The 12760-nt window shown below is 64.8% G+C and carries 13 protein-coding genes; 5 read left to right on the top strand and 8 right to left on the bottom strand.

The window, feature by feature from the left end; all coding sequences use genetic code 11:
- Entirely contained in the window at positions 1-1464 is a 1464-nt protein-coding gene (locus U0025_RS11920; protein ID WP_004207611.1) for a TolC family protein, read from the top strand.
- 24 nt (positions 1465-1488) lie between these two features.
- On the opposite strand, the gene U0025_RS11915 is transcribed toward U0025_RS11920, so the two are convergent.
- The 4 genes from U0025_RS11915 to U0025_RS11900 form a co-directional block, all read right to left on the bottom strand.
- Positions 1489-2676: a GNAT family N-acetyltransferase gene (locus tag U0025_RS11915; RefSeq protein WP_037490247.1), complete on the bottom strand. Its 1188-nt coding sequence runs from the start codon at positions 2674-2676 to the stop codon at positions 1489-1491.
- On the bottom strand, positions 2673-3509 hold the full coding sequence (locus U0025_RS11910) for a cupin domain-containing protein (protein WP_004207609.1): 837 nt from the start codon (positions 3507-3509) through the stop codon (positions 2673-2675). The genes U0025_RS11915 and U0025_RS11910 overlap by 4 nt, the downstream gene beginning before the upstream one ends.
- 67 nt (positions 3510-3576) lie before the next feature.
- On the bottom strand, positions 3577-3831 hold the full coding sequence (locus U0025_RS11905) for a hypothetical protein (protein ID WP_139278831.1): 255 nt from the start codon (positions 3829-3831) through the stop codon (positions 3577-3579).
- Positions 3832-3930: 99 nt separating this feature from the next.
- Positions 3931-4386, bottom strand: a complete 456-nt coding sequence (locus U0025_RS11900; RefSeq protein ID WP_004207608.1) for a universal stress protein — start codon at positions 4384-4386, stop codon at positions 3931-3933.
- A 189-nt stretch (positions 4387-4575) separates the two neighbouring features.
- Between U0025_RS11900 and U0025_RS11895 the strand changes: the two genes are divergently transcribed.
- The 4 genes from U0025_RS11895 to U0025_RS11880 are packed head-to-tail and all read left to right on the top strand — an operon-like array spanning position 4576 to position 8356.
- Complete coding sequence (locus U0025_RS11895; protein WP_004207607.1) at positions 4576-5880, top strand: pyruvate dehydrogenase complex dihydrolipoamide acetyltransferase; 1305 nt, start codon at positions 4576-4578, stop codon at positions 5878-5880.
- A complete protein-coding gene (locus U0025_RS11890) occupies positions 5880-6281 on the top strand; it encodes an acyl-CoA thioesterase (protein ID WP_004207606.1) in 402 nt (133 codons plus the stop codon). Before U0025_RS11895 ends, U0025_RS11890 begins: the two co-directional genes overlap by 1 nt.
- Positions 6282-6321: 40 nt before the next feature.
- Positions 6322-7737: a dihydrolipoyl dehydrogenase gene (gene lpdA, locus U0025_RS11885; RefSeq protein ID WP_004207605.1), complete on the top strand. Its 1416-nt coding sequence runs from the start codon at positions 6322-6324 to the stop codon at positions 7735-7737.
- On the top strand, positions 7715-8356 hold the full coding sequence (locus U0025_RS11880; RefSeq protein WP_037490243.1) for a phosphatase PAP2 family protein: 642 nt from the start codon (positions 7715-7717) through the stop codon (positions 8354-8356). The genes lpdA and U0025_RS11880 overlap by 23 nt, the downstream gene beginning before the upstream one ends.
- Here the strand turns inward: U0025_RS11880 and U0025_RS11875 are convergent.
- The 4 genes from U0025_RS11875 to U0025_RS11860 form a co-directional block, all read right to left on the bottom strand.
- The gene (locus tag U0025_RS11875) at positions 8330-9772 is read right to left on the bottom strand and encodes a DUF2142 domain-containing protein (RefSeq protein ID WP_004207603.1); all 1443 of its coding nucleotides are present in this window, start codon (positions 9770-9772) and stop codon (positions 8330-8332) included. The genes U0025_RS11880 and U0025_RS11875 overlap by 27 nt on opposite strands.
- A 404-nt stretch (positions 9773-10176) precedes the next feature.
- The gene (locus tag U0025_RS11870) at positions 10177-11124 is read right to left on the bottom strand and encodes a hemolysin family protein (protein WP_004207601.1); all 948 of its coding nucleotides are present in this window, start codon (positions 11122-11124) and stop codon (positions 10177-10179) included.
- Positions 11125-11193: 69 nt separating this feature from the next.
- Positions 11194-11703 carry an rRNA maturation RNase YbeY gene (ybeY, locus tag U0025_RS11865; protein ID WP_004207600.1) on the bottom strand — a complete coding sequence of 170 codons (510 nt, stop codon included), beginning with the start codon at positions 11701-11703 and terminating at the stop codon, positions 11194-11196.
- Positions 11704-11727: 24 nt separating this feature from the next.
- Entirely contained in the window at positions 11728-12729 is a 1002-nt protein-coding gene (locus tag U0025_RS11860; protein ID WP_004207599.1) for a PhoH family protein, read from the bottom strand.
- Positions 12730-12760 lie beyond the last annotated feature (31 nt).

Here is a 12760-nt window from a genome sequence, read left to right as displayed (position 1 = left end):
ATGTGGCGCGCGATGGCGCTGCCCATGCTGGTCGCGGTCATGGGGGCGGGCACCATGCCCTGCGCGGCCGGTGCAGCCCTGTCGGTCGATGCGACACCTGCGCCGACCGCAGGACAGCCCTCGACGCCGCTGACGCTGGACGAGGTGCTGCAATCCTCGGCCCGCTCGGCGCCCGATATCATTGCCGCCCTGGCGCGCGCGCGTCAGGCCGAAGGGCGCGCGATCAGCGCACAGGGCGCGTTCGACACGGTGTTTTCCGTGGATGCCCGCAGCCGGGTCGAGGGCTATTATGACGGCACGCTGATCGACAGCAAGGTCGAACGCCCGCTCACCGCCAACGGCGGCTATGTCTATGGCCAATATCGCAATTCACGCGGGGATTTCCCGGTCTACGAGGACAAGGCCTATACCAATCGCGCGGGCGAACTGAAGATCGGGGCGCTCTATGCCCTGATGCGCGATCGCCTGATCGACGCACGGCGATCCGCGTCGCAAATCGCCGGCAACGATATCGACATTGCGCGCTTCGAAACGCGGGCGACCGCCATCGGCGTGCAGGCGCGCGCCATTGCCGCCTATCAGAAATGGGTGGCGAGCGGCCTCAAGCTCAAGGCCTATGAGGCGCTCTATGATCTGGCCGAAAGCCGCAGCCAGGGCATTGCGCGTCAGGTGCAGCTGGGTGCCAAATCCGCGATATTGCTGACCGAAAACGAAGCCAACATGGTCAAGCGCGAGGCGCTGGTGGTGCAGGCGCGGCAGGAGTTCATGGCGGCGGCCAACAGCTTCTCGCTCTATTATCGCGATGCGGACGGCTTGCCGATCCTCGTCGATGCCGCGCGCCTGCCCGCGTCCGCTGCCGCGTTCGACGGCCTGCGGATCAACCCTCTGTTCGCGATCGAGGATCGTCCCGACTTCGGCATCCTGCTGGAGGAAATCGATAACGCCTCGGTCAAGCTGGCGCTGGCCCAGAACGACACCCGCCCCAAGCTGGATTTCGAGGGGCAGGTCGCCAAGGATGTCGGTGCCCAGGGTCTGGGGGGCTATAGCCGCACGCCGCTGGAGGTGATCGTCGGCGTGACCTTCAAAGTGCCGCTGCAGAACCGCAAGGCGAGGGGCAAGGTCGCCGAGAGCCAGGCGAAGATCGACGAACTCACCGTCAAGCAGCGCTATCTGGCGGAAAAGATCCGCACCGAAGTGGCCGGCATCGGCATCGAGGTCGACGCCGCGCGCGTGCTGGTGGATACGACCCGGCGGCAGCGCGATCTGGCCGAACGACTGGCCCAGGCAGAGCGGCGCCGCTTTGATCTGGGATCGAGCGACTTCTTCCTGGTCAATAGTCGCGAGGAAGCGGCCACCGATGCCGCGGTCAAGCTGATCGAGGCGCAGGCACGCATCGCCGCGGCCCAGGCCGAAATGGCGGCGGCAACGGCCGATGATCGGGCGCTGGGCCTGGACCGCAGCTAGGCGGCATGTCGTTACGACCTGGTGTCAGGTCGCCGGTCGGTCGGGAAAGCGCGCCTTGATCGCCGCATAGGCAGCTCTCGCCTTCATCAGGGCGTCGAACTGGACATGCTGCCAGGGCGAGCCGATCGCGACGGCACCATCGACAATCTTCCGGTTGCTGCCCCATAGTCGATGGCAGTGCCCGGCGCCGCGTGGGACGCAGCTGTCGAAGGACATGCCGGGGCGGACTCCGATGCGATCCCTGATGTCGCGCATCAGAAGCTGGCCCGGCGCATAAGCGCGATAATCCTCGTCGAACGCCATCTTGAAGCCATGGCCCCAGATGGCGGCTTCAAACCAGCTCGACATGGCGATCGCGCGGCCCCCGACCGACAGGGTGGCGAGGCGGGCGCTGCCGTTCGCATGACCGCGCTCAATCACTTCGCAAAACAGGGCCTGGGTCGCGCCGTCGCTTGCCAATGCGCTGCCGCCCCGGCCTTTCCAGCCCGATGCCTCAAGGTCCAGAAACGCGTCGATCCAGGCTGTGCATGGCGCGTCCGGCGCCAGAATGTCGATCGTGACCGGGCCATGGTCCTGTTCCAGCCGCTTCGACAGGCTGCGCAGTCGGCTCCGCATTTTCGCGTCGCCGCGGCCTTCCCCTTCCTTGCCGGCGCGATAGGCCGGACGTTCATGGCAATGGATGGTGTGGAATGCTCGTCTTTCCCGTTCGCAGCGGTCGAACAGGGCGATACTGACCGGATCGTCGGCGTCCAGTCCGGCGACATGCAGCATGATCTCCCCGCCTGCGCGCTGGTCCAGGAAGGCGAACAGGCTCTTCCAGAACAGATCGGCGGACTGCGCGATGACCAGCGGCGTACCCAGGAACTGGTTGGTCGCCGACCAGTTGCGCCAGATGCGAACGGGCCACCGGCCGAAGCGTGGCGCAGCGATCAGTGGCATGACGCCCAGCCATGGTCCATCGATGGGGGCGACGACGGCCAGAAGCACGTCAGCGCCATCAGGCGCGTGGCTCAGGGCGGCGTCCATGAACCAGTCCTGCACGAAGATATTGGCGGCCCCGGCCAGGGCCGACAGGGCTGCCCACTGCGCGCGATCATCGGCCGTCAGATCGGTATGGCGCAGGATGCGGACGACGGGTTGGGCGGCATCCGACATCGGCCAGGCATGGCTGGCGTCCGGTTGGAAACTGCCGGAGGCGGGAAGGTGGCTCATAACAGCCCGGCCTTGCGCGCCACGCGGCAACCGATCGAGCGCCATTTGGCCGCCTTGGGCCATATCGGCACGTCGCCGGTGGGCAAGCCCCATCGCCGCAGCAGCGGATTGATCTGCATGGCATCGCCCAGCGCCTGGCTCCACTGGCTCTGCCAGGTGATCGACAGCGAAATGGATGGCTCCGCGCCTGCCCTGACCCAATGGGGCGAGGCATAGGGGATGAACAGGCCGTCGCCCGGTTGCATGGGGTGAATGTCGGCATCCGCCTCATAGGCGTCGTTCCAGGGCAGCATATTGTCGCCGCCGCCATAATAAGCTTCGTGCCGGTCGATCGGCAGCCATGGTGCCATCGGGCGATAGGTCGCGAACTGTTTGTCGCCTGCGATCTGGAAGAGGATATTATATTCGCAATCGAAGTGGAACGGGGTGAGCGTTCCCGGCGCGGAAATGAAGATGAAGCCTCGCACCGTCAGCCCCGGACCGGTCGCTGGAGAAATTGCGGGGCCGATCTGCTCCATCAGCCTGGCCAGCAACTCGCGATAGGCGGGCAGTTGCTCGACGAAGCGGAGCATGATCCAGTTGCCGCTGGTCTGGATCGAGCGAATGACGGTGGCGACATCGGTGTCGTCGGAGCGGTCCATCGCGAATTCGCCGCCATTGGGGGCGTTGCCGATCCGGCGTTCGACAAATTGCGGTGGCAGGTCGATGCTGGCTTTTGCCAGGGCTTCGAATGAGAGCAGCGGATGGTCCGTCAGGCTATGCTGCAGCATGGTCGGCGACAGCGGATAGGCGCTGGCGAAAGGACCGAGACTGGACGGCGCAACAAAGCTCATGGAGGAAGTTCTTCCGCAATGACGAGATGAATTGCCGCAAACTTGTCCTGCAAGGTTGAAGATCGCGTTAAACAAGGTGCGCGTCTTCCTGTATTTCAGGAAATATGAAGTTTTTGTTGTGTTTGAGCGGAATTGAAATGGCGATGCGGAAAAGTCGATTTGAACCAAGATAATTGCGACAATGATTTCTGTTATGTTTCCGTTCCGGTGCGATGAAGAAGATCGCAATGCGGTGTTTCGGTCGGGGCTGATCTTCGATGCGCACCATTCTCCCCTTGCGCGATTGTCGGATGCCGCGCTGGCCGCAACCGTGCGGCATCATGATATTGCCGGCAGCGGCGAGAGGCCGGCGCTTGATGGGGCGGCGTCAACGCGAGCGGGCGCGACGCATTTTGCTGCGGAGAAGCCTTGCGGCCCTGGTTCAGCTCAGCCGGTCGATCGCGTCGCTGTCGAGACCGCCGGGGATGATCATGATCGGGCAGGGCATCTTGCCCGCGTCCGATCCGGTGAAGTGGGATACCAGGGCCCCGGGCGGGCCGCTGGCGGCGGCGCCCAGGACCAGGGCGGCGACATCGTCCATTTCCTCCAGCGTCTTGCGCACGACCGCGACGGGATCGCCCTGGCGCACGGTGATGCTGGGGCGGATGCCGGATTCGTCGGTCAGCGTGCCGGCGGCGCTGGTCACCAGCGCTTCGGCCCGTTGCAGCGCCTCATCCTCCATCGTCGCCTGGACGCCGCCCCACTGGACGAATTCGGACGGCGGGATCAGGGCCAGGATGCGGATCGTCCCGGCCGTCTTGGCGGCGCGGCGCGCGGCGAAGCGCAGCGCGGTTTCCGCTTCGGGCGATTCGTCCACGACCACCAGATATGTCCGCATTGTTCGATATCCCCGAGAAACAAAAATCGGCCTTGCCGGCCCGTCAAAACTGCCCCGACGAACCAACGAGGTGAAATGTGGGGCATTATGGGCCCTTGCGCAAGGCGTGGCCTTGACCGTTCCGGCCAAAGGGTGAAAACGGGCTCCGAAACGGCGCGTGCCAGATAATCAAGAAGAGGCCCCGAACGCATGAGCAAGACGATCCAGATGCCTGCCCTGTCCCCCACCATGGAGGAGGGCACGCTGGCCAAGTGGCTGGTCAAGGAAGGGGACAAGGTATCGTCCGGCGACCTTCTCGCCGAGATCGAGACCGACAAGGCCACCATGGAATTCGAAGCGGTCGATGAAGGCACCGTCGCCAAGATCCTGGTGTCGGAAGGTGCCGAGGGCGTGAAGGTCGGCACCGTCATCGCGATCATCGCCGAAGAGGGCGAGGATGTCGCCGCAGCGGCCGCCAGCGGTGGCGCTGCCCCCGCGCCCAAGGCTGATGCGGTCCCCGCCAAGGCCGAAGCGGCTGCCCCCGCCGCCAAGGCTGATCCGGTGCCGGCGAAGGTGGCTGCGCCTGCTGCCGCTCCGGCGGAAGGCCGCGTGAAGGCGAGCCCGCTGGCCCGTCGCCTGGCCGAAGCCAAGGGCGTCGATCTGGCTGCTGTCGCTGGTTCTGGTCCCAATGGCCGCATCGTCAAGGCCGACCTGGATGGCGCCGCTGCTGCCCCGGCCAAGGCCGCTGCGCCGGCTGCCGCCCCGGCCGCTGCCGCGCCTGCCGCTGCCCCGGCACCGGTGGCCGCCGCCGCGCAGGATTTCGGCATTCCGCACGAAGTCATCAAGCTCAACGGCATGCGCAAGACGATCGCGCGCCGCCTGACCGAGTCCAAGCAGCAGGTGCCGCACATCTACCTGACCGTGGACATTCAGCTCGACAAGCTGCTGAAGCTGCGCGGCGAGCTGAACGCCGGCCTGTCGGGCCGTGGCGTCAAGCTGTCGGTCAACGACCTGCTGATCAAGGCGCTGGGCGTCGCGCTGATGCAGGTGCCCGAGTGCAACGTGCAGTTCGCCGGCGACCAGATGCTTCAGTTCAAGCGCGCCGATATTTCGGTGGCGGTGTCGATCCCCGGTGGCCTGATCACCCCGATCGTGACCGGTGCCGACATCAAGGGCGTGGCCGCCATCTCGAACGAGATGAAGGATCTGGCCGATCGCGCCAAGGCCGGCAAGCTGCAGCCGAGCGAATATCAGGGCGGCACCGCGTCGCTGTCGAACATGGGCATGTTCGGCATCAAGCAGTTCGAAGCCGTCATCAACCCGCCGCAGGGCATGATCATGGCGATCGGCGCGGGCGAGAAGCGTCCCTTCGTGGTCGATGACAGCCTGCAGATCGCCACCGTCATGTCGGCGACCGGCAGCTTCGATCATCGCGCGATCGACGGCGCCGATGGCGCTCGCCTGATGAAGGCGTTCCGCGAACTGATCGAAAATCCGCTGGGCATGCTGGCCTGATGGCGAAGATCGACGAGCAGCCGCCGGAACATAGCCCGGCGGTGCGCGTCATCGCCATGCCGGCCGATACCAATCCCCACGGGGATATCTTCGGCGGCTGGCTGATGAGCCTGATGGATTCGGCTGCGGGTTCGGTCGCGGCGCGATATAGCCACGGCCGTGCGGTGACGATCGCGGTGGAAGGCATGACCTTCCACCGTCCGGTCATCGTCGGCGACGAGGTGTCGGTATTCGCGACGCTGAAGTCAGTCGGCCGCACGTCGATGAAGATCGATGTCGAGGCGTGGCGCCGTGCCCGTCACGATGATCGATCCTATCGCGTGACCCAGGCGACCTTCACCTTCGTGGCGATCGGTGAGGATCGCCAACCCCGTTCCGTGCCGCCGCTGCCTGCTCAATAAGGGCGCGGCCTGACCAAGATATCGAATAGCGAGAGAGACCATGGCTGATACCTATGACCTGATCGTCCTCGGCTCCGGCCCGGGCGGCTATGTTGCCGCCATCCGGGCGGCGCAACTGGGCCTCAAGACCGCGATCGTGGAGCGCGAAAATCTGGGCGGCATCTGCCTCAACTGGGGCTGCATTCCGACCAAGGCGCTGCTGCGCTCGGCCGAAATCTTCCATTATATGCAGCATGCCAAGGATTATGGCCTGGCGGCCGAGAAGATCAGCGCCGACATCGAGGCGGTGGTGAAGCGTTCGCGCGGCGTTGCCAAGCAGCTCAATCAGGGCGTCACGCACCTGATGAAGAAGAACAAGATCACCGTCCACATGGGCGACGGCAAGCTGACCGGCAAGGGCAAGCTGACCGTCACCAAGGACGGCAAGAGCGAAGAGCTGACCGCCAAGCATATCATCGTCGCGACCGGCGCCCGCGCCCGCGACCTGCCGCAGCTGAAAGCCGACGGCAAGCGCGTGTGGACCTATCGCCACGCCATGACCCCGGCGGAAATGCCGACCAAGCTGCTGGTCATCGGTTCGGGCGCGATCGGTATCGAATTCGCCAGCTTCTACAACGACATGGGCGCTGACGTGACCGTGGTCGAGATGATGGACCGGATCGTGCCGGTCGAGGATGCCGATGTGTCGGCCTTCCTCGAAAAGGCGGTCAAGAAGCAGGGCATGACCATCCTGACCGGTGCCAAGATCGAGAAGATCGCCGCGACCGACAAGGCCGTGACCGCGACCATCAAGGACAAGGCCGGCAAGGACATCACCGCCGAATATAGCCATGTCATCGTGGCGATCGGCATCGTCCCCAATGTCGAGAATATCGGTCTGGAAGAGGTCGGCGTCGAGCCCGACCAGCGCTTCCACATCAAGACCGACCCCTATGGCCGCACCAATGTCGACGGCATCTGGGCGATCGGCGACGTCACCGCGCCGCCATGGCTGGCCCACAAGGCAAGCCATGAAGCCGTCACCACGGTCGAGGCGATCGCGCAGGCGCTGGGCAACAAGGATGTCCACCCGCATGCGATGGACGTGCGCAACATTCCGGGTTGCACCTATTGCCATCCGCAGATCGCATCGGTCGGCCTGACCGAAGCCAAGGCCAAGGAAGCCGGCTATGACGTGAAGGTCGGCATGTTCCCCTTCATCGGCAACGGCAAGGCGATCGCGCTGGGCGAGGCCGAGGGCTTCACCAAGACCGTGTTCGACGCCAAGACCGGCGAACTGCTGGGTGCTCATATGATCGGCGCGGAAGTGACCGAGATGATCCAGGGCTATACCATCGGCAAGACGCTGGAGACCACCGAGGCCGAACTGATGCAGACGGTGTTCCCGCACCCGACCATCTCGGAATCGATGCATGAAAGCGTGCTCGCCGCTTATGGGCGTGCGCTCCATATCTGATCGGCAGAAGATGCTGAAAAAGGGCGCGGGGATATTCATCCTCGCGCTTTTTTGCGTGCTGGGAATCGCGCTGGCGCAGCGTAATGGGCTGCTCGATGATCTGAACATCGGCCTGATGGGCTGGGCCGGGCAGGGGCGCGAGACCGCGCTGGGCGGGCAGGTGACCATGGTCATGCGGCTCGCCTCGGCAATCGGCGGCACGGCGATCCGCATCATCCTGTCGCTGGTCGTGCTGGGCGTGCTGGTCTTCACCGGGCGGCGCGCGGCGGCCTGGTGGTTTGCCGGGGTGGAGATTGGCGGCACGCTGCTCAACCTGATCCTCAAGCAGATATTCGCCGCGCCCCGGCCCGACCTGCTGCCGCATCTCGACATCGTGCATAGCTACAGCTTCCCCAGCGGCCATGCGGCGGGGAACATGATGTTCTTTGGTGCGCTGGCGATGCTGGCCGGGCGGCGCTGGGCCTATGGCGCTGGCGGGGCGATGATCGTGCTGATCGGCGCCAGCCGGGTATGGCTGGGCGTGCATTGGCCAAGCGACGTGATGGCCGGATGGATCGAGGGGCTGGGCTGGCTTATGCTGTGCGCGGTCTGGCTACCAGCGCGGCGAGGGCAGCAGTAAGGCGCGGGTGATGCTGCTGTGCGGCGGCATGCCGTCGGCGGTGACGAAGCCATGGACCCAGAAACTGTCCCAGGCGCTGAGTATCGCGATGATGAGCAGGGCCAGCCCCGCGCCGACGCAGAGCAGACGGGCGCCGCGCAGCGGATCGGCCGGCATCAGTGCCAGCAACACGAGCGGCAGCAGCGGCAGGAAATAGCGACCCTGCGTCCCCTGGACATAATCGGCGCCCAGCGGCGTGCCGGTGAGATACATGGCGGTTTCGATCAGCAGCGCGGTGCCAAGCGCGATCGCTAGCCACCAGAGGCGCTGGCCAAGGCTGAAGCGCGCGGCCGATCCGCTCAGCACCGCGCTGCCGAGCATCAGCAGGGCAAGCGGGTAGGCGAGCAGCGGCAGCAGGATCGCGTTCCAGCCGAAGCGGCCGACGATCTGCAGCGCATAGACCGGCGCCCGCTCGACGATGCTGGACGCGAGGATGCGGGCATAGCCGGCCGGATCGGCCAGGATCACGGCGAGTTGCTGGGCCAGCGGCGCGGTCAGCACGCTCTCCCCGGTCTTGCGCGAGGTGATGTGATAGAGCGCCTGGCTGCCGCCGTTCGCCTTCATCCAGACAGCGAAGATGACAGCCCCCAATAGCATCGTGCCAAGGATCAGGACGTTACGCGACAGAGTGAAACGGGCGGGCCAGCGCAGGCCGGCGGCCATCAGGGGCAGATAGACACCCTTGGCCAACGCCAGCAGCGGTGCGGTGATCAGCGTGGCGGCGATGCTGGCGCGGTCCGGCGCCATGAAGCCGATCCGCAGCGCCAGAGCGAGGCCGAGAAAGCCGACGCCGTTGATGACGGCATCGGGCGAGAGCGAGCCGATCTGGTAGCAGAAGGTCGGCAGCAGCGCGGTGCCGAGCAGCGCCATCCGGCCAAAGGGGATGAGGCGCAGCGCGGCGACGAGCAGCAGCAACGCGGTCAGCGCATTGACGATGCGGCCGGCATAGAAGGCGCCGATGCGCGGCAGGCCCAGCGCGTCGCCGATCGCGAGGCCGACGGCGCCAGGGGCATAGAGGGTCGGCGCATAGCTGGCGACATTGGGAAATTCGGCAAAGCGCGTGCCGGGGCGGGCGGCGTCGGCGGCCCAGGCCCGCTCGATCATCGTCTTGTCATAGCGGTGGCGTTGGCCGTCCGGTTCGGTCGGGAAATCGACGGCATGAAGATCGACCGCCGCGCGCGGCAGTTCCGCGCCGATCCGGTCGCCATGGACTTCCGTCACCACATGGCCCTGCGACAGGGCCAGCGCCTTCATATAATGCTGGTTCTCGTCCGGTGCCTGGAAGGGCGGCGTCAGGAGCGCGAAGAACAACGTCGCGAGGCAGACGGCAAGAAACACTATCCGTTCGAGACGCGACCATGGCGCGGCGATAGCCATGTCGTCATAAGGATGGTGCCTGAAAGGAAATTGTGCGCTGCGCATGCCCGCCGTTCGAATGAGTATTGATACGCCCTAGATATGCCCCGTTAACATTTTGCGATGCGAAAGACGAAAGTTGAATGGCAGCGATGTCGAAGTGCCTCGCTGTACTCGCAGCGACGATACAAGGGCAGCGAGACTAATGGCCAACTGCTAACACTCCTTCTCCCGCTGGCGGGAGAAGGATACGAAGCCTTGCTGGCAAAGCCGGCTAGGCGAAGTTGGATGAGGGCTGCTGACTCCAGAAGACCCTCACCCTCCCACGCCTTCGGTGCGGGCCCCTCTCTCTCCTGTAGGCGGGAGAGGAATGGCGGAACGTCTGCTCGCCACTGAATATCATCACCGTGGCGAAGGCCTTACCCTCAAGCCTCTTCCGCTTCCAGTTCCTGTTCGACCGGCGGGTGGAGTCGCAGGCGGGTGACGCGGCGGCCGTCGCTGGCCAGCACTTCCAGTTTCCAGCCGCTCTGTTCGTGCGGGATGATCTCGCCCGGTTCGGGGACGCGGCCGGCGAGCACGAAGGCGAGGCCGCCCAGCGTATCGACATCTTCCTCGATCTCGCCCAGACGCGGGTCGATTTCCTCGGCCACATCGTCCAGTTCGGCGCGGGCATCGGCATCCCACATACCGCCTTCCAGCGGCACCAGCATCGCTTCGGGCGCGTCGTCATGCTCATCCTCGACCTCGCCGACGATTTCCTCGACCAGATCCTCGAAGGTCAGAAGCCCTTCGGTGCCCGAATATTCGTCAAGCACGATGGCCAGATGGGTGCGCTTGGCGCGCATTTCGGCGAGCAGGTCGAGTGCGCCCATGCTTTCGGGCACATAGAGAGGCTGGCGGATCAGCGGCGCCAGCGTGTCGGGCACCGGCGCCTTGCCGGCGAGGATGGCGAAGGCATCGCGGATATGGACCATGCCGACGATCGTATCGAGCGTCTCGCGATAGACCGGGATGCGGCTATGACCGGCCTCGGCGAACAGTTCCGCCAGTTCGGCGAAGCTTGCCTTTTCCTCGATCGCGACGATGTCGGCGCGGGGCAGGGCGACGTCGTCGACCGTATGTTCGGAAAAATGCAGCAGGTTGCGGACCATCTGCCGCTCGATCGCGGACAGATCGCCCTTGGCAGGCGGGGCCGCGCCCTCTTCCTGCTCTTCCTCATCATATTCGTCGAGAGCCTCTTCCAGTTCCTTGCGGAGGCTGGGGGCTTCATTCTCGCCGAACAGGAGCGACTTCAGGCCGCTCCATAAACCGCCCTCGTTACTACTGTCCGCTTCCTTGGAACCGGCGCTATCCTTCGGGCTGCCTTCAGCCATCTTACTTCCTATTCCCCTGTTTCAGAACATTGTCGAAGCCGGTGATAGACCGGATCCGAATAAGTATGATCAACCATTGTCCCGATCCCCATAGGGATCGGCCAGGCCAAGGCTGAGGAGCGCGCGGATTTCCAGCGCTTCCATCGCCTCGGCTTCATTGTCGTCCATATGGTCATATCCAAGCAAATGAAAAGTCCCGTGGACGATCAGATGCGTGGCATGGTCGGCGACCGATATGCCCTTTTCCGCGGCTTCGGCGGCGCAGACCCCCTCGGCCAGCACGATATCGCCCAGCAGAACCTCGCCATCGTCGGTGTTCGCCGTCACTTCCAGCAGGTCTTCCTGCACCATCGGGAAGGACAGGACGTTGGTCGGCTTGTCCTTCTCGCGATAGGCGCGGTTGAGCTGATGCACCTCATCATCGTCGGTCAGCTTGACCGCAACTTCATAGAGGGTGGAGTCGGTCGCGAAAGCGGCATAGGGACTGTGCGCAATGGCGGCCGAAACCGCCTGTTGCGCGAGAAATTCCCAGTCCGCGCCGGGCCAGCCTTCTTCATGAAGGACAGCGACTTCGATCATAATGTTGAGATCCGTTGTGAAGATTTAGGCATCCGGCCCCTCATAGGCCTGGACGATGCGGCCGACCACCGGATGGCGCACGACGTCGCCAATGCCGAAGGGGACCATGGCGATGCCCTCGACCCCGTCCAGCCGCGCGACCGCGTCGGCCAGGCCCGAAATGCCCGGCTGCGGCAGGTCGACCTGCTTGGGATCGCCGCAGATGACCATGCGGCTGCCTTCGCCAAAGCGGGTCAGGAACATCTTCATCTGGGCGATGGTGGTGTTCTGCGCCTCGTCCAGCACGATGAAGGCATTGGCCAGCGTCCGGCCGCGCATGAAGGCGAGCGGCGCGATCTCGATCTCGCCGCTGGCGATGCGCCGTTCGACCTGTTCGGCCGGCAGCGTGTCGTGCAGCGCATCGTAGATCGGCCGGAGGTAGGGATCGACCTTTTCCTTCATGTCGCCGGGCAGGAAGCCGAGCTTCTCGCCCGCCTCGACGGCCGGGCGGGAGAGGATCAGGCGGTCGACGCTGCCGGTGATGAGCTGGCTCACCGCCTGGGCGACCGCCAGATAGGTCTTGCCGGTGCCTGCGGGGCCAAGCGCGAAGATGATGTCGTTCCGGGTCAGCGCCTCCATATAGGCGACCTGGGTGGCGGAACGGGGGACGATCGTCTTCTTGCGGGTGCGGATCATCACCTTGGGTGGTTCGGCGACGTCATGGCGGATGATGCCGTCCAGCGTCGGTTCGGCCGACATGGCGATCACGGCTTCCACCGCGCCATTGTCGATTTCCTGCCCGGCGACGATGCGGTTGTAGAGGCCGGTCATCACGTCGCGGGCGCGGGCGGCGGCTTCGGCCTCGCCCTCGATCTGCAGCTTGTTGCCGCGCGCGGCGATATAGACGCCGAGCCGGTTCTCGATCGCGACCAGATTCTGGTCATATTGGCCGAACAGCGCACCCAGAAGATGCGGCTTCTCGAACGTCACTTCCAGGCACGCGCGCTCGGCAATGTCGGTGCGGGGATGGTGCGGTTTCTTGCCCATTCAAAAGCCTCCCTGGCTCGTCATGCATCTC

The sequence above is a fragment of the Sphingobium yanoikuyae genome (assembly GCF_034424525.1).
Classification (GTDB): domain Bacteria; phylum Pseudomonadota; class Alphaproteobacteria; order Sphingomonadales; family Sphingomonadaceae; genus Sphingobium; species Sphingobium yanoikuyae.
This window is presented reverse-complemented; position numbering and strand designations above follow the sequence as displayed.

Excerpts from the sequence above, each read along its gene's own strand:
- ybeY (WP_004207600.1), bottom strand. The coding sequence starts at position 11,703 with ATGATCGAAGTCGCTGTCCTTCATGAAGAAGGCTGGCCCGGCGCGGAC.
- U0025_RS11915 (WP_037490247.1), bottom strand. The coding sequence starts at position 2,676 with ATGAGCCACCTTCCCGCCTCCGGCAGTTTCCAACCGGACGCCAGCCAT.
- U0025_RS11870 (WP_004207601.1), bottom strand. The coding sequence starts at position 11,124 with ATGGCTGAAGGCAGCCCGAAGGATAGCGCCGGTTCCAAGGAAGCGGAC.
- U0025_RS11875 (WP_004207603.1), bottom strand. The coding sequence starts at position 9,772 with ATGGCTATCGCCGCGCCATGGTCGCGTCTCGAACGGATAGTGTTTCTT.
- U0025_RS11900 (WP_004207608.1), bottom strand. The coding sequence starts at position 4,386 with ATGCGGACATATCTGGTGGTCGTGGACGAATCGCCCGAAGCGGAAACC.
- U0025_RS11880 (WP_037490243.1), top strand. The coding sequence starts at position 7,715 with ATGGGCGTGCGCTCCATATCTGATCGGCAGAAGATGCTGAAAAAGGGC.
- lpdA (WP_004207605.1), top strand. The coding sequence starts at position 6,322 with ATGGCTGATACCTATGACCTGATCGTCCTCGGCTCCGGCCCGGGCGGC.
- U0025_RS11905 (WP_139278831.1), bottom strand. The coding sequence starts at position 3,831 with ATGATGCCGCACGGTTGCGGCCAGCGCGGCATCCGACAATCGCGCAAG.
- U0025_RS11895 (WP_004207607.1), top strand. The coding sequence starts at position 4,576 with ATGAGCAAGACGATCCAGATGCCTGCCCTGTCCCCCACCATGGAGGAG.
- U0025_RS11890 (WP_004207606.1), top strand. The coding sequence starts at position 5,880 with ATGGCGAAGATCGACGAGCAGCCGCCGGAACATAGCCCGGCGGTGCGC.
- U0025_RS11920 (WP_004207611.1), top strand. The coding sequence starts at position 1 with ATGTGGCGCGCGATGGCGCTGCCCATGCTGGTCGCGGTCATGGGGGCG.
- U0025_RS11860 (WP_004207599.1), bottom strand. The coding sequence starts at position 12,729 with ATGGGCAAGAAACCGCACCATCCCCGCACCGACATTGCCGAGCGCGCG.
- U0025_RS11910 (WP_004207609.1), bottom strand. The coding sequence starts at position 3,509 with ATGAGCTTTGTTGCGCCGTCCAGTCTCGGTCCTTTCGCCAGCGCCTAT.